The sequence below is a fragment of the Leminorella richardii genome, assembly GCF_900478135.1.
Classification (GTDB): domain Bacteria; phylum Pseudomonadota; class Gammaproteobacteria; order Enterobacterales; family Enterobacteriaceae; genus Leminorella; species Leminorella richardii.
This window is the reverse complement of sequence record NZ_LS483470.1, coordinates 747879-769191: the sequence shown is the minus strand read 5'-3', so window position 1 is coordinate 769191 and position 21313 is coordinate 747879. Positions and strand designations below refer to the sequence as shown.

The 21313-nt window shown below is 50.9% G+C and carries 20 protein-coding genes; 12 read left to right on the top strand and 8 right to left on the bottom strand.

All coding sequences use genetic code 11. The features are described from left to right. Positions 1–68: 68 nt before the first annotated feature. The 9 genes from DQM29_RS03600 (at position 69) to DQM29_RS18360 (ending at position 7903) form a co-directional block, all read left to right on the top strand. Positions 69–1070 (top strand): zinc-dependent alcohol dehydrogenase, encoded by a 1002-nt coding sequence (locus DQM29_RS03600; RefSeq protein ID WP_111739349.1) that lies wholly within the window; start codon positions 69–71, stop codon positions 1068–1070. Between the two features lie 43 nt (positions 1071–1113). After that, positions 1114–1872, top strand: a complete 759-nt coding sequence (locus tag DQM29_RS03595) for a glucose 1-dehydrogenase (RefSeq protein WP_111739348.1) — start codon at positions 1114–1116, stop codon at positions 1870–1872. 146 nt (positions 1873–2018) lie between these two features. After that, positions 2019–3338, top strand: coding sequence for a gluconate:H+ symporter (locus DQM29_RS03590; protein WP_111739347.1), 1320 nt, complete (start codon positions 2019–2021; stop codon positions 3336–3338). A gap of 76 nt (positions 3339–3414) precedes the next feature. Further along, on the top strand, positions 3415–4053 hold the full coding sequence (locus tag DQM29_RS03585) for a bifunctional 4-hydroxy-2-oxoglutarate aldolase/2-dehydro-3-deoxy-phosphogluconate aldolase (RefSeq protein ID WP_111739346.1): 639 nt from the start codon (positions 3415–3417) through the stop codon (positions 4051–4053). A 188-nt stretch (positions 4054–4241) separates the two neighbouring features. Next, positions 4242–5840 carry an ABC-F family ATPase gene (locus DQM29_RS03580; RefSeq protein WP_111739345.1) on the top strand — a complete coding sequence of 533 codons (1599 nt, stop codon included), beginning with the start codon at positions 4242–4244 and terminating at the stop codon, positions 5838–5840. A 29-nt stretch (positions 5841–5869) separates the two neighbouring features. Continuing rightward, positions 5870–6496 carry a hypothetical protein gene (locus DQM29_RS18260; protein ID WP_197708842.1) on the top strand — a complete coding sequence of 209 codons (627 nt, stop codon included), beginning with the start codon at positions 5870–5872 and terminating at the stop codon, positions 6494–6496. Positions 6497–6512: 16 nt separating this feature from the next. Further along, entirely contained in the window at positions 6513–7046 is a 534-nt protein-coding gene (locus tag DQM29_RS03570) for a hypothetical protein (RefSeq protein WP_111739344.1), read from the top strand. Between the two features lie 354 nt (positions 7047–7400). Beyond that, entirely contained in the window at positions 7401–7619 is a 219-nt protein-coding gene (locus tag DQM29_RS03565; protein WP_111739343.1) for a YodC family protein, read from the top strand. Then, positions 7538–7903, top strand: coding sequence for a DUF6953 family protein (locus tag DQM29_RS18360; RefSeq protein ID WP_422385816.1), 366 nt, complete (start codon positions 7538–7540; stop codon positions 7901–7903). The genes DQM29_RS03565 and DQM29_RS18360 overlap by 82 nt, the downstream gene beginning before the upstream one ends. 629 nt (positions 7904–8532) lie before the next feature. On the opposite strand, the gene DQM29_RS03555 is transcribed toward DQM29_RS18360, so the two are convergent. Further along, positions 8533–9969 (bottom strand): SEFIR domain-containing protein, encoded by a 1437-nt coding sequence (locus DQM29_RS03555; protein ID WP_111739341.1) that lies wholly within the window; start codon positions 9967–9969, stop codon positions 8533–8535. 704 nt (positions 9970–10673) lie between these two features. On the opposite strand from DQM29_RS03555, the gene symE reads away from it, so the two are divergent. From symE to DQM29_RS03540, 3 genes are all read left to right on the top strand, one after another. After that, positions 10674–11003 (top strand): endoribonuclease SymE, encoded by a 330-nt coding sequence (gene symE / locus DQM29_RS03550; protein WP_111739340.1) that lies wholly within the window; start codon positions 10674–10676, stop codon positions 11001–11003. Positions 11004–11392: 389 nt separating this feature from the next. Then, positions 11393–12139 carry an FCD domain-containing protein gene (locus DQM29_RS03545; RefSeq protein ID WP_111739339.1) on the top strand — a complete coding sequence of 249 codons (747 nt, stop codon included), beginning with the start codon at positions 11393–11395 and terminating at the stop codon, positions 12137–12139. Between the two features lie 66 nt (positions 12140–12205). Beyond that, on the top strand, positions 12206–12601 hold the full coding sequence (locus DQM29_RS03540; protein ID WP_111739338.1) for a hypothetical protein: 396 nt from the start codon (positions 12206–12208) through the stop codon (positions 12599–12601). 54 nt (positions 12602–12655) lie between these two features. Here the strand turns inward: DQM29_RS03540 and DQM29_RS03535 are convergent, their stop codons facing one another. The 7 genes from DQM29_RS03535 to fabZ all read right to left on the bottom strand — a co-directional run bounded on the left by DQM29_RS03535 (position 12656) and on the right by fabZ (position 21266). Then, entirely contained in the window at positions 12656–13459 is an 804-nt protein-coding gene (locus tag DQM29_RS03535; RefSeq protein WP_111739337.1) for a DUF4198 domain-containing protein, read from the bottom strand. A 256-nt stretch (positions 13460–13715) separates the two neighbouring features. Further along, positions 13716–14675, bottom strand: coding sequence for an acetyl-CoA carboxylase carboxyl transferase subunit alpha (accA, locus tag DQM29_RS03530; RefSeq protein ID WP_111739336.1), 960 nt, complete (start codon positions 14673–14675; stop codon positions 13716–13718). Positions 14676–14687: 12 nt separating this feature from the next. Beyond that, complete coding sequence (gene dnaE, locus DQM29_RS03525; RefSeq protein WP_111739335.1) at positions 14688–18170, bottom strand: DNA polymerase III subunit alpha; 3483 nt, start codon at positions 18168–18170, stop codon at positions 14688–14690. A gap of 63 nt (positions 18171–18233) precedes the next feature. Next, positions 18234–18845, bottom strand: coding sequence for a ribonuclease HII (gene rnhB, locus DQM29_RS03520; RefSeq protein ID WP_111739334.1), 612 nt, complete (start codon positions 18843–18845; stop codon positions 18234–18236). After that, entirely contained in the window at positions 18845–20014 is a 1170-nt protein-coding gene (gene lpxB / locus DQM29_RS03515; protein ID WP_111739333.1) for a lipid-A-disaccharide synthase, read from the bottom strand. The genes rnhB and lpxB overlap by 1 nt, the downstream gene beginning before the upstream one ends. A 3-nt stretch (positions 20015–20017) precedes the next feature. Beyond that, positions 20018–20806, bottom strand: a complete 789-nt coding sequence (gene lpxA / locus DQM29_RS03510) for an acyl-ACP--UDP-N-acetylglucosamine O-acyltransferase (RefSeq protein WP_111739332.1) — start codon at positions 20804–20806, stop codon at positions 20018–20020. A 4-nt stretch (positions 20807–20810) separates the two neighbouring features. Next, a complete protein-coding gene (gene fabZ, locus DQM29_RS03505; protein ID WP_111739331.1) occupies positions 20811–21266 on the bottom strand; it encodes a 3-hydroxyacyl-ACP dehydratase FabZ in 456 nt (151 codons plus the stop codon). Between the last annotated feature and the right edge of the window lie 47 nt (positions 21267–21313).

Below are 21313 nucleotides of genomic sequence, written 5' to 3'. Positions count from 1 at the left end.
AAGCGCAGTCGGGCTTCCTACGCCCTAAAAGACGAAAAACCGAAAATAAGTCCTATTAAGGAGAACCCATGAAAGCCATCGTTTACCACGGCAGTAACAACGTCTCGCTGGACAATGTCCCAGTGCCGGAAATTAAAGCCAACGAAGTATTAATTAAAGTCCACTACGCGGGTATCTGCGGCTCCGACCTGAATATTTACGTGGGCGCTCACCCTCGCGCTAAAGCGCCTCTGGTGCCCGGCCATGAGTTTTCCGGCGTAATTGAAGAAGGCAACGGCCACTTCGCCAAAGGCACAAAAGTCACCGTTCGCCCGCTGATCTCCTGCGGCCACTGCTACGCCTGCGAAAGCGGCAACAGCCACGTCTGCGCCAGCCTTAAGCTGTACGGCATCGATACCGACGGCGGCATGGCGGAGTACGTCAAAGTGCCTGCGGATGTGGTTCACGTCCTACCGGACAACATGCCAATGACTATCGGCGCCTTCGTTGAGCCGCTGGCCGTCGGCGTTCACGCCGTTAGCCGCGCCAAAATGCAGGCCGGGGACAGCGTCGTCGTCTTCGGCGCCGGCACTATCGGCTTTTGCGTCGCAAGCGTAGCGGCCACCTGCGGCGCCAAGCAGGTAATTATTGTTGAAACCAACCCGTTCCGCCTTGGCCTTGCCAAAGAGGCCGGCTTTATCGCCATCAACCCGGCGGACACCAACGTGGTGGACAAAGTGCTTGAGCTGACCGGCGGCACCGGCGCTGACGTGGTCTTCGACTGCGCCGCTCACCCGTCCGTTGCGGCAGTGCTCACCAAGCTGGTTCGCGTTCAGGGCACCATCGAAATCGTCGGCTCCTACAAAAAGCCTGCGGAAATGGCGCTGCTGGATATCGAGTTCAAAGAGCTGACCATCGTCGGCACCCGAGTCTACGTTAAGCGCGACTTCGAAACCGCCATCAAGCTGATTCAGGCGGGCTTCCCTTACGAGCGTTTAATCACCGTTTATGCGCCGGAACAGGCCAAAGAAGGATTCGATATCTGCCTGAACGGCGGCAACGTCATCAAGGTGATGTACCAGTTTTCTTAATCTCGACCGTTAATAATCAATAATGAAACAAGAGGATTTTGTAATGAAGAACAACGTTTTCGACCTCTCAGGGAAAAACGCTATCGTCACTGGCGGCTCTCGCGGTCTGGGTAAATCATTCGCTGAAAGCCTAGCAAACGCCGGAGCTAACATTATTATTGTCGACGTCGATCGCAACGAACAGACGGAAAAAGACATTATGGCCTACGGCGTCAACTGCGAGACCTTTATTTTCAACCTGGCCGAGTTTGAGAAATACGACCAGCTGGTTAACACCATTTTGGGGAAATATAAGAAAATCGATATTCTGGTCAATAACGCTGGCATCCAGCGTCGCCACCCTTCCGCAGAATTCCCCAAGGCAGACTGGGATCTGGTGCTGGACATCAACCTGAACGCGGTCTTCTTTATGTGCCAGGCCTTCGGTCGCCACATGATCGAAAACGGCTACGGCAAAATCATCAATATCGCCTCGCTGCTGGCCTTCCAGGGCGGATTTACTATTCCTGCCTATACAGCGGCTAAGTCTGCGGTGATGGGCTTTTCCAAGTCCCTGTCTAACGAATGGGCGTCTAAGGGCGTCAACGTTAACTGCATCGCGCCGGGATATATCGCTACCGAAATGAACACCGCGCTGATGAACGACGAAGTTCGCAATCGCCAGATTATGGAGCGTATTCCAGCAGGTCGCTGGGGCAATCCAGAAGATCTCGGCGGCGCGGCGGTATTCCTGGCATCGAAGGCTTCTGACTACATCAGCGGCCACGCGATTGTCGTGGACGGCGGCTGGATGGGCCGCTAACGCATCTTTGACCGACTTACTCTACCCGATAGACTTCGGCCGCCGCTCGTCGGCGGCCGAAGTCTAGCGGAAATAAAAAGAATGCCACGCGTTAATAAAAAAACGCGGGTATTCACTAACAATAAAATTTTTCAGGGAGAAGACTCATGCCCTTATTATATGTTGCCCTAGGCGTCGCCCTATTACTGTTTTTAATGCTACGGCTTAAGGTTCACTGCTTCGTTGCGCTAATTTTAGTTGCCCTGTTCGTTGGCCTGATTCAGGGAATGCCTGTTCTTAACGCGCTGAACTCAATCAAACACGGTGTGGGCGGCACTCTAAGCAACCTGGCGCTTATCATGGGCTTTGGCGCCATGCTGGGTAAGCTTCTGGGCGACAGCGGCGGCGCGCAGCGCATCGCGATGACGCTGGTCGATAAATTCGGCGAGAAAAACATTCAGGTCGCCGTAGCCGCCACGGGCTTTATCGTCGGCTTCGCGCTGTTCTTTGAAGTCGGCATTATTCTTCTGATGCCTCTGGTGATCACGCTGGCGCTGAGACTGCGGATTTCCCTGCTGTTCGTCGGTATTCCGATGGCGGCGGCTATCTCCGTCACTCACTGCTTCCTGCCGCCTCACCCGGGCCCAACAGCCATCGCTAACATCTTTAACGCCGACATGGGCAGAACGCTGATTTACGGCGTGATCATCGCTATTCCGGCCATCGTCGTGTCGGGGATCCTGTTCGCGCGCATGCCTTATATTCGCCGAATGAACCCGGAAATCCACATGGGCTTCGCTAACCGCGAGTTCAGCGAAGATGAAATGCCGGGCTTTGGCGTCAGCGTCTTTACTGCGCTGATCCCGGTTATCCTGATGGCGCTGCGCGCCGTGCTGGAAATGTCACTGGCTAAAGGCCACGCCGTGCTGCCGTACGCTGAGTTCTTCGGCGACCCGGTTATCGCGACGCTGATTGCTGCCATCGTTGCCCTGTACACCTTTGGCTACAAGCGCGGTAAAACCGTGGCTGAAATCACCTCAAGCATCGAGTCTTCCGCCAAGCTTATCGCCATGATGCTGCTGATCATCGGCGCAGGCGGCGCGTTTAAGCAGGTGCTTATCGACAGCGGCGTGAAAGACTACATCGCCAGCCAGATGCACGCGTTCTCCTTCTCGCCAATCCTGCTAGCGTGGATCATCGCGGTGATCCTGCGCTTAGCGCTGGGCTCTGCAACGGTAACGGCGCTGACCACCGGCGGTATCGTGTTCCCGCTGATTCAGGCTACGGGAGTTAGCCCTGAGCTGATGGTGCTGGCGGTAGGCTCTGGCAGCGTGTTCTTCTCACACGTTAACGACCCCGGCTTCTGGATGATCAAGGAGTACTTCAACCTGACAGTGGTTGAAACCCTGAAGTCTTGGTCTGTGCTGGAAACCATTATCTCCATCTGCGGCCTGCTGGGCTGCCTGGCAATCAACGCATTTCTGTAAAAGACCTACCCCCGAGCCTCGCTTCTGAGGCTCGGGTAATAACCGAATCATTAATTAGCAACAAGTGGATGTCACTATGAAAACCTGGAAAAAAACTGCAGAAGAGATTCTGTCCATCGGGCCGGTTGTACCGGTTATTGTCATTAACGACATCAAGGACGCTGTGCCGTTAGCCAAGGCGCTAGTCGCCGGCGGCGTTAAGACGCTGGAAGTGACTCTGCGCACGGCCTGCGCTATCGACGCCATCAAGAAAATCATGGCGGAAGTCCCTGAGGCCGTGGTAGGCGCGGGTACGGTCACGACGGTAGAGCAGTTTAAGAAAGTGTCTGAGCTGGGCGTTGAGTTCATCATTACCCCGGGGCTGACGCCTGCGCTGCTGAAGGCGGCGGTCGAGGGCACGGTTCCGGTGATCCCCGGCATCGCCACCATCGGCGAGCTGATGACCGGTGCAGAAGCCGGGCTTAAGTGCTTCAAGTTCTTCCCTGCTGAAATCAACGGTGGCGTGGCGGCGCTCAAAGCCTTTGCTGGCCCAATGCCTGACGCCAAGTTCTGCCCAACCGGCGGCATCAGCCTTAAAAACTACCGCGACTACCTGAGCCTGAAGAACGTGCTGTGCGTCGGCGGCTCTTGGTTCGTACCGACAGACGTTATCGCTAAAGGCGACTTTGCCGCCATTACTCAAATGGCAAAAGAGGCCGTTGAAGGCGCGCGCTAGTCTGATAAAAAGTGAATCATAGCCTGATTCGTTAATCACCTACGCGTTTGGCGCAGCGAGAGACCCGCTCTTTTGCTGCGCTAACTTTTTCTAACTCCCTTCTGAACGTGCCTATCTGCATCAAACTGTGGCATAATGTGCGTAATATCACGTTTTTCTCGTTTTTCTAACCCCAGTGAGTATTTGCCTTGTTAATCAGCAATAACATTACGATGCAGTTCGGCGCCAAGCCGCTGTTTGAAAACATCTCCGTCAAGTTTGGCGGCGGCAACCGCTACGGCCTTATCGGCGCCAACGGCAGCGGCAAGTCCACCTTTATGAAAATCCTCGGTGGCGATCTTATCCCCAGCGCGGGCAACGTGTTCCTCGACCCGAACGAGCGTCTGGGCAAGCTAAAGCAGGACCAGTTTGCTTTTGAGCAGTACAGCGTTATCGACACGGTCATTATGGGCCACCAAGAGCTGTGGGCGGTGAAGGAAGAGCGCGACCGCATCTACGCCCTGCCGGACATGAGCGAAGACGACGGGCTGAAAGTGGCCGATCTTGAAGTTCAATACGGCGAGATGGACGGCTACAGCGCCGAATCCCGCGCCGGTGAACTGCTGTTGGGCGTCGGCATTCCCGTTGAGCAGCACTACGGCCCGATGAGCGAAGTCGCCCCCGGCTGGAAGCTGCGTGTGCTGCTGGCGCAGGCGCTGTTTGCCGATCCGGACATTCTGCTGCTCGACGAACCGACCAACAATCTGGACATCGACACCATTCGCTGGCTGGAGCAGACGCTGAACGAACGCAACAGCACCATGATCATCATCTCGCACGACCGTCACTTCCTGAACATGGTGTGTACGCACATGGCGGATCTGGACTACGGCGAGCTGCGCGTTTACCCGGGCAACTACGACGACTATATGACGGCGTCTACACAGGCTCGCGAGCGCCTGCTGGCGGACAACGCCAAGAAGAAAGCGCAGATCAACGAACTTCAGTCGTTCGTTAGCCGCTTTAGCGCCAACGCCTCCAAGTCTCGTCAGGCCACCTCTCGCGCCCGCCAGATTGATAAGATCCAGCTGGAAGAAGTGAAGGCCTCCAGCCGCCAGAACCCATTTATCCGCTTCGAGCAGGACAAGAAGCTGTTTAGAAACGCGCTGGAAGTGGAGAACCTGTCTAAAGGCTATGACGGCAACGCGCCGCTGTTTAAAAACCTGAACCTGATGCTGGAAGTGGGCGAAAAGGTCGCGGTGCTGGGTACTAACGGCGTGGGTAAAACCACCCTGCTGAAAACCCTGCTGGGCGAGCTGACGCCGGATTCAGGCCGCCTGAAGTGGTCTGAAAACGCCAGCATCGGCTACTACGCGCAGGACCACGCCACCGATTTTGAAATCGACATGACGGTGTTTGACTGGATGAGCCTGTGGATGCAGCCAAGCGACGACGAGCAGTCCGTACGCAGCGTGCTCGGCCGCCTGCTGTTCTCGCAGGACGACATCAAGAAGTCGGTGACCGTGCTCTCCGGCGGCGAAAAGGGACGCATGCTGTTCGGCAAGCTGATGATGACCAAACCCAACGTTCTAGTGATGGACGAACCCACCAACCACTTGGATATGGAGTCAATCGAGTCGCTGAACATGGCGCTAGAGCTGTATAAAGGCACGCTGATTTTCGTCTCCCACGACCGAGAGTTCGTTAGCTCGCTGGCAACCCGCATCATCGAAATCACGCCAGAGAAGGTCAACGACTTTACCGGCAACTACGAAGACTACCTGCGCAGTCAGGGAATTACCGGCTAGTCAGTCAACGGCAACCGAGCGGCTCCTTTATGGGGCCGTTTTTTTATTGGTGGGAGGATGGTGTGATGGGGGGTGGTGTGATGAGGAGTAGTGTGATGGGAAAGAGAGCTTTTTTGTTACTGGGTCTGCTGCTAACGTTGGCGAACAGCGCCTCCGCCAACGACGATCCTTGGAAACAAACGCCCGAGACTTTGCTCAAAGAATACAAAATCTATTCCCTCGCCCGTTGTATAACCAACAACTATGAAAAGATGGGCGTGGACTTCAAAAAGCTGCCGCTAACGGACGGCACCATGGGCTTTATCGACATTGATATGGGGCTGGGTTTCAACGCCGAGAAAAATAACGCCCTGAATGCGTTTATTGAGGCTAAGACTGGGGAGTTTTATAAGCCCCTGCGCCAGAGCGGTGGGGACTTGAGAACGACGAATATGGTGATTTATAGGTGTGTGGAGTTTTCTCAGTCGGGGGAGTTAGAGAGAGTGTTGAGGGGATTGATTGGGGGGATTGATTGGGGGGAAGTGGAGGACTCAGGAATAACTGCTGATGAAGGCAGTATCATCATTACGGTATATTCAAAGTGGGAAATAAGTCGCACTGGTAATTTCCTGCCTCTGCTTATACTAAACAAAACCTCAACAAAATACTTTTACTAAAATGCAGGTATTCAAAATGAACCCAAAAGAAATAACTCGGATTAAACAACAAACTCGTCTAGCTTTACCCGATGATGACCTTTACCTCTACAGACTCGGAATCGCTGTTTATGGGTTCGGGTCAATAGCAAGTTTCATGACCGAAATCTCTTCGCTCTTGGATAAAACAATCGACCAGACTACACTTCAAGGAAAAATGGGAGGTGAAATCCTAGATACCTTTCGTGCCAGCATAAGAAAGGTAAAATCATCCAACCGTACTATTTATAAAACGGGTATGGATGCTGCGAATCTTTTTGAGATACTAAATACTGAGCGTTCAGACTTCGTACATACATATCCCATAACTAGCGAAACACGGGGACAAATTCTGCATCGCAGGGTCGATGAAAAAGGGAAGTATTTTGAGGTAACCAATGAATTTCTGGATAGCTTCATATCCCGAATCCATAGTGTCAGTAGCAAGCTATATGAAATACGCGATCTTGTAGCTGCGGAAGAATTAAACGAGAGCCATCAAGCTAATATGCAAGCACGTGAGAACAAGTAACCAATTTCCCGTTGATTAAGATGTACCACTGTTAGCCTCCTTTTCTTTCTAGATCCAGCATTCACCTCACCATATCTTGTTTAACAATTGATAAGAATGGTGAGCTTGCATGTACCATTATCCCCACAAACATCATCAATAAAATCGCTCAACTAGATGCGAGCTATACTGTATTAACTAGTGTACTTAGTCAAAAAAGGCAGAATGAAGACAATTCGATTACCTCACAATCTGGCTTGGCCATAAGAATTCGCTCTAATTATGATGAATATCAAATAAATTAGGCTTGAATATAGAATTATTATCCCAAGCTCTCTTAAAGGCATTTCGCCGTTTACTATAAGGAATTGTACAATGTCAAAAACACCTCGAGGAAGAAAAGCTATCTATAACGTTGGTGACCAAGTAATCATAAAATCAGGCGGTCCAGCCATGACCATTGAAAAAGTTATGGAGCACCATGTTACCGAAGATTTTATTGGTACATACAGATGCCAATGGTTTGCTGGAAAAAAACTAGATATGGGCATATTCCCAGAGGAATCATTAGAATCTTATACCCCAAAGCTATAACCCCAAACAAACAGATGTTATCGATTAACGATGTCTCATCATGGATGACAAGTGCTCTACAAATAACCGGATGCTTATATCAGCAAGATGTCGTTGATTATCTCGTTAGATCAGGAAACGAGTTGCATTTAAAGGAAAATGCAGATGGTAACCAAGTGCTATCTACCAAAATTATTACTAAGTTTAGGATAGATAGTGGTAAAAATGTTGTTTGGGTTAAGCCTGAAAGATATTGGCGCTATCGTGTTCCTGAAGATGAAGACAGTCGAGAAGCACGAGGCTAAATTAATTAGTGGCGACCAAAAATACAGTTGGTCGCTATTTTTATTACTTTTACTTAAGGAGACATAATGGATACGATATTTTGACAAACAGTTATAAAAATTGCATTTTTAGACACATGTTTAGCTGGTTTATGGTATATCATTAAGAGTGCCTACAATAGGAAAGCCGAAAAAATATTGCAAAAAAATCCTTATCGCAGAAGTTAAATCTTTGAACGATTTAATGAAAGAAAGATACTATATATCAGGCCAATAAAATATATTGATTGAGATGTAAAGCTGAAACCTAGAACATTACAAGTTCAGTGTTATCACTGGAGGTAACTTTCATCCCATTTATAGAACTAGTGCACACAAAATAGAGATTTTAGACACTAATATCACCTCTAATATACTTAAGTATCATACATATCTATGTGCGGTTACTTGTGACTTATATGAGAAGTCACTTTCTACTACCCAAGGGTTTGATAAAAAATCGTCAATAAAAAATAAGTCATATATTTTCCAATAACTCACTAGATCACGGTTTTTTGATATTTTATGAGAAGATATTTAAAGACTTAAAAGCAGATATTACACCGCGCTCTACGATAATATGGAGCGCGATAAAAAATAGTCCAACAGTATCATGCCCTTGTAGCTAGTTGCTCAAAGCCAAGTAATATAGTAGGGCTAAATGACTGAAATCCCCACCTTGGTAGTCTTTGACGATCTATTTTATAAACATTCATCAACTCATTAAGGTCTGATGGTTTATCGATTCCTAGAATACACTTCACTTTTTCAAAATATGATTTTGATGAAGATCTTGCAAAAATTTCAAATGCACTGTGAAAACGACCTATGTACAGCAGGGTGTCTGGAAACCAATGTGTATACATATCAATTTTCTGTATTTCAGCTCGCATAAAAAGTATAAAATCAGCCTGCATTAAATAACGAAATTCTATGCCAGAGCTTTTACTTCTTTGTTCTAGTAGATCCGCATGAACAGATAAACGTCTTAGATCCAACCGTTTGTTCCTATGTTCTAAGGAACGTAAATAATCTCGGAAAACCTCATATCCTACCATTGTATCTTTTCCATAGTCAGAGATCCCGCCTACATAGTATTGCTGTGTCAAGAGTACGTTAATTTCTGAAAATCTCTCATATTTTATAAAAACAGCAACTACATACAAGAAAAGCTCATGAATAATAAATTTAAAATTATCAAAATCCCATTCACTCCAACTAGTAACATTCTCGGGTCTATTCATAAATGGAATCAAGACTTCAAAGAAGCGATGTATTTTGAGGACATTTTCTACTGTTGGTGCATATTGTGCGAGAGCGATAGATATAGAAATTACTTCGTTTCTATACGGAATAAATTTCTCTATATTATCAATTAGTTGATCATCAAAATCACCTTCTTTTTCGGTAATTCTAAATTTTTCAAAGCTACTAATAAAGGTAGAAAGATATTCATCTAGAGCACCAGAAGTAAATGGTTTATTATCTTTGATAGCCGACATGGCCCTCTTGTATAATGAAGTTGTTCCCAGAGATATACCATCTGGCTCATCTAAAAAAGAAGGCCGCTTTCCTATCTCAGGCCTAATATATAAAGGTTTATCATATATCCAACGCAATAGTTTCTCAAAATTTTCAGCATAAGTATCAGGCTCACTTAAATCAATATATATTCGTGATTTATAATAAGTCGGTAAGTATGCTTTCCCTTGTGAATCTCGTCCAGAGATAATCGCCACAAATTTTTCTTGTTCCTGATTTTCATAAACTTCACGTGAGATAATTTGTGTTTCAGTACCAACTCCCCCCTCTCGTCCATCTGCCTTTGATGCATAAATTTCGTCACATATGATAGCTACTTTAGCAATCTGGGGATCTGTAACCATCTTTTCCATAAAGGCAACCGAGTCATGACCTTCTTTAAGATCCCACTTATCAAGAAAGACATAAACACCAGACTCTGTTAGTTCATTAGCCAAATCAATCACCCATTGTTCATGGGCTGGATTAGACCAACTATAAGAAATAAATAATTTCGGTTTTTCCATTTATATACAAATCCTCAATATAGTGGATGGTGCAGTATTCATTCGCTTATGAGTAGTGAACACAGACCCACTTAACTATCTAATTTTAGATAGTTAGTCAATAAAAAATTTACAGTCGAAATATCCAAAGCATTGGTAGCATCTAGCTATACTAATAGCCAACATTCTCATTCGCAGTTCTTTTTGAATTGTTCAATCAAAAAACGGAAATATAAACTTGCTCTGTATTATATGAGAAATCGCCTCATGCAAAGAAATACTGCCAAGCTCTCCCAGCGTATCTATATCAGCTCCACCGCTGATTAACACATTAACATTAACCTTAGCCAGACCCCATTTGACACATGCAACGTATATCACGTCTGTTCTCAAAGCTCCCTATTAGGGTTACCAAAGTGAAATTAATCTTGCTAAACTCCGGAAGATCCTCTTTTGGTAGAGTTTTAATACGTTGGCAGCATTCGAATTCACATGATTCATCTCTTGGTGAGTCACTTTTCAGCCTTATTTTATCTTAAAAAAATCGCTTATTAACTCAGCACAATTCTGGAACCAACCTCACACTCCCCCACCCAAACTTTCATCCATTTTCATTTGGACTTTTCCCTTCCAACTGGATATTTTTATAGGGTTATTATTCACGCTGTGGACGTGGTGCAACACGCCCACAGCGCTAACCACAACAACTAACAGGAGTAGTCACCATGGCTAAAAATGATTGTATTGTAGAAATCCCCGAATCAGAAGTCTCCCCGGAAAATTTTCATCGATATACCGTAGGTTATGTGAATCGTTACCCAACCTATGAGCCGATCCCCGCCCTTCAATTAAAAGGCCAGTGGCTGACCGTCGCCGGTTTTGACACCGGTACCAAGGTGAACGTGCGGGTGATGAAAGGCTGTATCGTACTAACGGCCAAGCGGCCAGAGCCGGAGCTGATGACGTCGCTTCGCCGGGTGTGTAACTTCTCCGCCAGCAAGCAGAGGCAGGTGCAGGCGCTGATTGACGCGGTAGCAAACGGCGGTAGAGCATAGCGAATCAGAGCTCCGGCCCTGAGGCCGGAGCGTAATGCGTTCCATCAGACTGCACCTGAGCCATTCGTAAAACTTGCACCAAATCCATTACTCTATTTGAAAATATAACCACTCTCATTTAAACGCATTTAATAAAGCAAGCCGCAACATAATAAAAACTAGAAATATAATAACAGTGACTAATTACCTTTAAATTAGAAATAGAATATATCCACCTATCTATTACGCTTAGCATTGCTTCATGAAAAACTACTCTTATCTTTCCGTAGATTCCCCTCAGAAACTCCCTCTCATGACACCACGCTACGCCAGCTGCCGTCTGAGTGCCGCTTTGCTTGACGTTCTAACGGAATGTGCTGATAATTGAGCAAATCAAAGGATTAAAACACATGACTGATAAACGTTTATATAAAGAAATTGCAACAGCAATAAAACAACAGCTATCAGACGGCGTTTATAAAGTCGGTGATAAATTACCTACTGAAAGAACGCTTTCTGAAACATTTGGCGTTGGCCGCGCCGTTATTCGTGAAGCGATGATTTTATTGGAGGCCGAAGGCTTTATCGATATCCGAAAAAGCTCCGGCGTGTACGTATTAAAAAACGAAACCGTCATTAATTCCTTTCTCGACGGCAAGGCCGGTCCGTTCGAGCTGCTGCAGGCTCGGCAGCTTATCGAAACCAGCATCACCGCCTTCGCCGCCACTCAGATAGTGAAAAGCGATCTTGCCAAGCTGTATGAAATTCTTGAGCAGGAAAAGAAGCTGCTGGACTCTCCACCAGACCAGTCTCTGGATGCCCAGTTCCACTGCGCCATTGCCGCCTCGACGCAAAACGCCATGCTGGCGGAAATCGTCCGCTACATTTGGGACGTCCGCAATCGCGATCCCCTTTGGCAAACGCTGACAAAAGAGTCCGATCAGGAAGAGTACAGCCGCAAGGGTTTTGCTGAGCACGAAGAGATTGTTGCCGCCCTTCAGCGCAAAGACCCTATCGCCGCGCGCCAAAGCATGTGGCAGCACCTGGAGAACATCAAGCTTCGAGTCACTAAACAGCTGGAGTACAACGAACAGCCGACTTTTGACCGATTCCTATTTGAATCGATTCCGCTTGAGCTGCCGAAGGGAAAGTCTTGAGCTAAATAGCGGCGGGCAACTGCCGCTATTTTTTCATTTCAAATAAGCCAACTGCGGGGCCTTCATATGAATACGGCAATACTCCGCCTGACAGAAGTAGAATCACAAATATCTTCCCCAACCTTCTTCGATTTTCTACAACACATTGATTTATACAGCGAGCTCGATGCAAGGGACGAAGCCGACTTCGACGATCGCTGGATGGCAGAGTACCATCGTCTGGAACAGAAACGCTTTCACGAAGAGATAAATAGACTTATCGACAGGCTTCGGGAACTGGCGTTCAAAGGCGCCTATCGCGCCGTTCAAGACGCTGACGCCGCGGCAAGAGTGTCTGACGACATGGAACTGGTCGCCAAAAGCATGGCACTAGGAGAAGAGGAAAGGGAAAGCTGGTCGATGGCCTTTCTTTGGGAAGCCTATCGGCAGGGAACCTTCCCTCACCAGATCGACCCGCTGTAAGAAAGAGCGGCCGCATTCGGCCGCCTACTGCATAAAGCATCACCGCTTTAGCGCTTATTTCCCTACATTAAAGGTAAACGTGGTTTTTACCTTTTCTTCATCGCACAGGCTTTTATCGGCAATCGGCGTAACTTTATCGGCAAAAATAACCCAGTATCCATCACGGTTAATCGGTACATTCAGCTGACCGCTATTATCGGTTTTTGCGCTAAATGCGGCTTCCAGATGGCGATGGTCACCGTGCTTATGGCTGTGTTTCGGATCTTCATAACCGGCGTAGCTGGCACTGACCTTATGGTTAACCAGCGGCTTGCCCTGATAGCGCAGCTCAACCGGGAAGCTCTGCCCGCTCTTTAGCAACGCCGGATTGGCTAGGGGCACGATCTCCAACGGAATTCCCTGAGGGCGACTAATTAGCGTTAAGTCACTTCCGCTGCCGACGTTCATCACCGTTTTGCCGTACATCGATGCCAGCTGGCAGTAGGAGGCGTCGGTCATCTCTTTACGGGACTGCTGCTTCCAGCCGTCTTTATTTTTCGACCAGTAGGTAGGGTTATACGAAGCAATCCCCAAATAGCTGCCCTCAGCAGCAGGCTTTGTGCTTTCGTAACGGTAGTTTTCCCCCTTCTGTTCAAGGGCTACCTCCCCTGCTGAGCCCACCAGCCTGGCGGGAGAGAAGATCGCCAGTCGGTCAGCGGCAATCGCTTCAGGCTCGGGGAAGTGATCACCGTAGCCGACGTCAACGACGATCGGCTGCCCTGCTGGAACGCTAGCGACATTAATCCAAAGCTCATGTGCCAGCGCAGGGGCGTTCAAAAACGCCACTCCGCATACCGCTGTGAACAAACGCAGTTTCATCGTTCTGTATCTCCTTTTCTATGCCAAAAGTTAGCGCTCGTTCTCACGCGGGCGCTTATGATTCGATGTTAATAATAACTATTATCAACTTATTTATGTTATAATATAACATAACAAATTACAACGACCTTTTGAAACACTCGGAATACGAAAGAAGTGGGATAAGAGAAAAGGGGCTTACCAAAATTCAGGCAATAAAAAACTGCCCCGGAAAAGTCCAAGGGCAGTTTTATAAAAACTAAACCAGCTTAAAAAATCAGCAGTAGCCGTAGCTCATCAAACGCTGGTAGCGACGGTCAAGCAGCATGTCTTTATCCAGCGGTGCCAAGTCGTCCAAATCGGCAATAAGCTGCGCTTTCAGGCTCGCCGCCATCTCTTCTGGATTGCGGTGTGCGCCGCCCAGAGGCTCTTGGATCACGGTGTCGATCAGTTTCAGCTCTTTTAGGCGCGGCGCGATAATGCCCATGGCTTCAGCCGCCAAAGGAGCCTTGTCGGCGCTCTTCCACAGGATAGAGGCGCAGCCTTCCGGAGAGATAACAGAGTAGGTGCTGTACTGCAGCATGTTGACCTTGTCGCCAACGCCAATGGCCAGCGCGCCGCCGGAGCCGCCTTCGCCGATCACGGTGCAAACAACCGGTACGCTCAGGCGAGACATTTCCCGCAGGTTGCGAGCGATGGCTTCGGACTGGCCGCGCTCTTCCGCACCAACGCCCGGATAGGCGCCCGGCGTGTCGATAAAGGTAATAATCGGCAGGTTAAAGCGCTCGGCCATTTCCATTAAGCGCAGCGCCTTACGGTAGCCTTCCGGCGCGGGCATGCCGAAGTTGCGGCGAATTTTCTCTTTCGTTTCGCGGCCCTTTTGATGACCAATAATCATCACCGGGCGACCATCCAAACGGGCGATGCCCCCAACGATAGCCTTATCGTCAGCATAGGCGCGATCCCCGGCCAGCTCGTCGAAGTCAGTAAAGATGTGGCTGATATAGTCCAGCGTATAAGGGCGACGCGGGTGGCGTGCCAGTTGGGCAATCTGCCAGGCACCCAGTTCCGAGAAGATCTTTTGGGTCAGCTCAAGGCTCTTTTCGCGCAGACGCTTAACCTCTTCATCAAGGTTAATATCCAGCTTTTCGTCTTGAAGACCGATTGACTTCAGCGAGTCGATTTTCGCTTCCAGCTCGGCAATCGGTTGTTCAAAATCCAGAAAATTCAGGCTCATAGCATTCCTATTTTATTCAAATTCCAATTCAACCTGGGCGTTACCAAGCAGCTTCCGCAGGTCGATAAGCAGGCTTTCGCTCGGCGTCACGCGCCACGCGGCGCCAAAGCGCAGTCTCGCCCTTGCGTCTTCTCTCTGATAATACAGATGGACTGGAATCGTCCCCGATCGATGCGGTTCCAACGATTCGCGAAGACGGTTTAACAGCTGGTCATCAATTTGCCCGTCCGTTAACGAAATGGCAAGGCCGCGGGCATACTTTTCCCGCGCTTCACTGATGTCCATCAATTCGCGGACCATCATTTTAAGCCCGCCGCTAAAATCATCAAAGCTGACCTGTCCGGTTGCAATCAGGACGCGGTCTTTCTCCAGCAGGTGCTGGTATTTTTCAAGTGCCTCAGAGAATAACATGACTTCAAGGCGACCGGAACGATCATCGAGCGTACAGATGCCAATTCTGTTACCCCGCTTGGTGGTCATCACTCTGGCGCCAATGGACAACCCGGCAGCCATGGTCATCTTGCCCCGTTCCGTTGGGTGCATGTCTTTCAGGCGCACACCGCCGGTGTAGCGCTCGAGCTCCCTCAGGTACTGGGTAATCGGGTGGCCAGTTAAGTATAGCCCCAGCGTTTCACGCTCGCCGTCCAGAATCACCTGTTCAGGCCACGGCGCTACGTTGGCGTAGGCCTTTTCAACGTGCTCAGGCTCTTCCGCCAGCACGCCGAACATGTCTGCCTGCCCCAGCGCTTCCGCTTTGGCGTGCTGATCCGCCGCCTTCATCGCTTCGGTCAGTGAATGCATAAGCGCGGCGCGGTGTGGGCCAAGGCGGTCGAAGGCTCCTGCCATAATCAGCTTTTCAAGCACCCGCTTGTTGAGGCGCTTCATGTCGGAGCGGGCGCACAGGTCAAACAGCTCTTTGAAATAGCCGCCCTGATTGCGTGCCTCAATAATGGCCTCAATGGGTCCTTCACCAACGCCTTTAATAGCGCCAATGCCGTAAACAATCTCACCGTCGTCGTTAACGTGGAAATGGTACAGGCCGCTGTTAATATCCGGCGGAAGCACTTTCAGCCCCATGCGCAGGCATTCATCCACCAGCCCTACTACCTTCTCGGTGTTGTCCATATCGGCAGTCATTACCGCCGCCATAAACTCGGCGGGATAGTGGGTTTTCAGCCATAGAGTTTGATAAGACACCAGCGCATAGGCGGCGGAGTGTGACTTGTTAAAACCGTACCCGGCGAACTTTTCCACCAGGTCAAAGATCTTCATCGACAGCTCGCCGTCGACGCCGTTATTAATTGAGCCCTCTTCAAACACCGAGCGCTGTTTGGCCATCTCCTCCGGCTTTTTCTTACCCATTGCGCGGCGCAGCATGTCCGCACCGCCCAGAGTGTAGCCAGCCAGCACCTGAGCAATCTGCATAACCTGTTCTTGATACAGGATGATGCCGTAGGTGGGCTCCAAAACGGGCTTCAGCGACTCGTGCTGCCACTGGATATCCGGGTAGGAAATCTCCTCACGCCCGTGCTTACGGTCGATAAAGTTGTCCACCATGCCTGACTGGAGCGGCCCCGGACGGAATAGCGCCACCAGAGCGATCATGTCTTCGAAGCAGTCAGGCTTCAGGCGCTTAATCAGGTCTTTCATGCCGCGGGATTCAAGCTGGAATACCGCGGTGGTTTCCGAACGCTGTAAAACGTCAAAGCTCTTCTGGTCGTCAAGCGGGATGGCCGCGATGTCCAGTGGCTCTTGGCCGCTCTTAGCGCGGCGAGCGTTGATCATCTCCAGCGCCCAGTCGATAATAGTCAGGGTGCGCAGGCCAAGGAAGTCAAACTTCACCAGCCCGGCGTACTCTACGTCGTTTTTATCGAACTGAGTGACCGGGAACTGCCCTTCAGGATCGCAGTACAGCGGCGCGAAGTCGGTTATCTTGGTGGGGGAAATCACCACGCCCCCGGCGTGCTTACCGGCGTTACGAGTGACCCCTTCAAGCTGGCGCGCCATGTCGATCAGCGCCTTCACCTCTTCGTCAGACTCGTACAGCTCAGGCAGCTGCGGCTCGGCAGCAAACGCTTTTTCCAGCGTCATACCCGGATCGGGCGGCACCAGCTTGGAAATGCGGTCGACGAAGCCGTACGGGTGGCCCAGCACGCGGCCCACGTCGCGGATAACCGCCTTCGCCGCCATGGTGCCGAAGGTAATAATTTGCGAGACCGCGTCCCGACCGTACATTTCAGAAACGTGTTCAATCACCCGGTCGCGCTTTTCCATACAGAAGTCGACGTCGAAGTCAGGCATGGAGACCCGCTCAGGGTTCAGGAAACGTTCGAACAGCAGGTCGAACTCCAGCGGGTCCAAATCGGTAATGCCGAGGGAATAGGCCACCAGCGAGCCCGCGCCGGAGCCTCGCCCCGGGCCGACCGGCACGTCGTTGTCCTTGGACCACTGGATAAACTCCATCACGATCAGGAAGTAGCCGGGGAAGCCCATCTGGTTGATAACGTTAAGCTCAACCTCCAGGCGTTCGTCGTACTCACCGCGCCGCTTGGCTCGCACGTCCTCATCGGGATATAAAAACGCCAGCCGCTTTTCCAGCCCCTCTTTGGCGCACTTAACCAGAAAGTCTTCGGTGGTCATTTCACCGGTAGGGAACTGCGGCAGGAAGTACTCGCCCAGGCGGATAGTCACGTTGCAGCGCTTGGCGATTTCAACGCTGTTCATCAGCGCTTCAGGAATGTCGGAAAACAGCTCGCACATTTCCTCTTCGCTGCGCAGGTACTGTTGATCGCTGTACTTTTTCGGGCGCTTTGGATCGTCTAGCGTAAATCCGTCGTGGATCGCCACGCGGATTTCATGTGCATCAAAGTCAGAGCGGGCAATAAACTTAACGTCGTTTGTGGCAACAACCGGTAGCCCCTCTTTGGCTGCCAGCTCAACGGCGGCGTGAAGGTAGGGTTCTTCCTCCTCTCGCCCGGTTCTTACCAGCTCAAGGTAGTAGCGTTCGGGAAAATGTTCACGATAAAAGGCGACGCATTCATCAACCTGCTGCTGGTTGCCGCGTATTAGGGACTGACCGACGTCGCCAAACCGCGCGCCGGAAAGCAGTATTAACCCTTCTTTATGCTCAACCAGCCAGTCGCGGTCGATAACCGGGCCGCCCTGTACGTAGCCGCGCTGATAGGCGCGTGAAATCAATAATGTTAGATTCTGGTAGCCGGTATTATTGGAGGCCAGCACCGTCAGCTCTGCCAGCTCGTCCCCCGCCAGCCCACCCTGCATGCGAAAATCGGCGCCGATAATAGGCTTGATTCCCGCCCCGTGTGCCGAGCCGTAGAACTTCACCAGCCCACACAGGTTGGTAAAGTCGGTAATCGCCATCGCCGGCATGCCTAAAGAGCCGACCTTTTTCACCAACGGGCCCACCTTGGCGAGCCCATCAATCATGGAATAGTCGCTGTGGATTCGAAGATGAACAAAACGAGGTTCGGCCATTTTTACTACCCGCTATCTAATGACGTTCGTTACCCAGAAGAAAAAAGCCTACAGGCCGAAGCCCTAGGACAGACCCAGCGCCCGTCTGACTGGCGCAAAGCTTTTACGATGGTGTTCAGTGGCGCCGTATTGCGCCAGCTTTTCTAAATGCAGCGCGGTGGGATATCCCTTGTGCTGGGCGAAGCCGTATTCAGGAAACAGGCTGTCCAGCTCGTCCATTTCAGCGTCCCGCGCGACTTTAGCAATAATGGAAGCGGCACTGATCTCCGCCACTCGACCATCGCCCTTGACGACGGCCTGAGACTTCATAGGAAGCGTTGGGCAGCGGTTGCCGTCAATCAGCACCCACTCAGGCTGAATAGAAAGCCCGGCCACCGCACGCTGCATGGCAAGCATGGTGGCGTGCAGAATATTCAGGCGATCGATTTCTTCAGGCTCCGCGCGCCCCAGGCACCAGCACAGCGCCTTCTCTCTAATTTCTTCGTTTAGCGCCAGGCGCTTTTTCTCACTCAGCGCCTTGGAGTCCGCTAGACCAACGATAGGCCGAGCCGGATCTAATATCACCGCAGCGGTCACTACCGCGCCGACCAGCGGCCCGCGCCCTACTTCATCAACGCCCGCAATAAGCGAGGCCTGAGGATATATAAAAGGTGGGAAAACCGTATTTTTTGCCATTATGCTACCTCTGCCTGCCCTTTTCCGGCTAACTCAAGCACAGCCTCGGCAGCCTGCCTGTCTGCATCGCGACGGATGCTCTGGTGAAGCTCAGTGAAGGTTTCCCGAAGCGCTTTTACATTCTCATTTTGTTTATCTAACAGCGGCATCAGTGCTTCATAAAGCTTCGGCGGCGTGCACTCTTCTTGTAGCAGTTCCTTAACCAGCTCGCGCCCGGCCAGCAGGTTGGGCAGCGACACGTAGGGGGTTTTAATCAGTCGTTTAGCCAGCCAGAAGGTAAAGGGTTTCATGCGGTAGCCTACCACCATCGGGCACTTGGCGAGCATGCACTCCAGCGCCGCCGTTCCCGATGCAAGAAGCGCGGCATCGCTAGCGACCATAGCGTCGCGCGCCTGACCGTCCAATAGACGAATCGACAGATCCGGCGCTACGTTGGCCTTAATGTGTTCAAACTGTTGGCGACGCTTAGCGTTCACCAGCGGGACTAAAACTTCAAGATCGGGGTAGCGTTCCCGCAACAGGCGGGCGGTCTGTAAAAAGTCCGCGCTCAGCATCTCTACTTCCGCATGCCGACTGCCCGGCAGCAAAGCCAGACAGTGGACATCGGATGCAATCCCCAGCCGCTCCCGAGCCGCAGCAACTTCAGCTTCTAAGGGCATAGCGTCGGCCATCGTGTGGCCAATAAAGCGACAGGGAACGTTGAAGCGATCGTAGAAGGCTTTTTCAAAAGGGAGAAACGCCAGCACGAGATCCGTGGAGCGCCCAATTTTGAATACGCGATTCTGCCGCCAGGCCCATACGGAGGGGCTGACGTAGTGAATAGTTTTAATACCGCTTTGCTTGAGCTTGCCTTCGAGAGTGATGTTAAAGTCCGGCGCGTCGATGCCGACAAACACGTCTGGCTTCAGCTCGCTAAAGCGCTGAACCAGCGTCTTGCGGATCTTTAACAGTCTGGGCAGGCGTTCCAGCACTTCCACCACGCCCATGACCGCCAGCTCTTCCATTTCAAACCAGGCTTCGCATCCTTCGGCCTGCATCAGAGGGCCTGCAACGCCGACAAAGCGCGCATCGGGCATTCTGGCTTTCAGCGCGCGGATAAGCCCGGCGCCCAGAATGTCGCCGGAGGTCTCTCCGGCGACCAGACCAATAGTCAGAGGACGGTTTGACATCTCTTAGCGAATAATGCCGCGAGTGGAGCGTTCAAAGAAGTCGACAAACAGCTGAACTGCTGGCTGCTCTTTTGCCAGCGCTTCAATTTCAGGCTTGGCTTCATCCAGCGTTTTGCCGCTGCGATAAATCAGCTTATAGGCCTGACGTATTGCCTGTAGGGCTGGCTTGTCAAAACCGCGACGCTTAAGCCCTTCAAGATTGACGCCAAACGGCGTTGCATGGTTGCCCTGCGCAATCAGGTAAGGAGGCACGTCCTGAGCGACGCCAGAACAGCCGCCAACCATTACGTGAGCGCCAATAATGCAGAACTGGTGCACTGCCGTCATCCCGCCGATAATGGCGAAATCGTCCACCTCAACGTGCCCAGCAAGGGTCGCGTTGTTAGCGAAAATGCAGCGATTGCCAATCTGGCAGTCGTGCGCAATGTGCGCATTAATCATCAGCAGGTTGTCGTTACCGACACGAGTCACACCGCCGCCCTGAACCGTGCCCCGGTGAATCGTCACGCTTTCGCGGATCCGGTTGCGATCGCCAATTTCGACGCGAGTAGGTTCTCCGGCGTACTTCAGATCCTGATTCACCTCACCAATAGAAGCAAACTGGTAGATTTGGTTGTCAGCACCGATTTTCGTCACGCCGTTAACCACGACGTGCGACTTAAGAACGGTTCTCGGCCCGATTTCAACGTCAGCGCCTACCCAGCAGAAGGGGCCAATATGGGCTCCAGCGCCGATGACGGCACCCTCTTCAACAATAGCACTCGGGTGAATAAAGGCGGTGTTATCAATCACGGTATTAAGCCTCCCGGCGTCGTGCACACATCATGTCGGCTTCACAGGCGATTTCGCCGTCAACCTTGGCGACACCGCGGAAACGCGCTACGCCACGACGCTCTTTAATAAATTCAACTTCAAGGATCAGCTGGTCCCCTGGCAGCACCGGGCGCTTAAAGCGCGCGTTGTCAACGGCAGCGAAGTAGTAGAGCTCGCCAGGTTCCAAGCGGCCCAGGCTCTTAAACGCCAGAATGCCGGTAGCCTGCGCCATAGCTTCCAGAATCAGCACGCCGGGAAAAATCGGCTTGCCGGGGAAGTGGCCCTGAAAGAAAGGTTCATTGACTGAGACGTTTTTCACCGCCTTCAGAAACTTACCTTTGTCGAAATCCAGCACGCGGTCGACCAACAGAAACGGGTAGCGGTGGGGTAATAAACTCAGAATCTCTTCGATATCCAGAGTACGATTGTCAGTAGTCAAAATACTCTTCCTGTCTTCTTAAACTAAACTGATAGTATCAACAACGC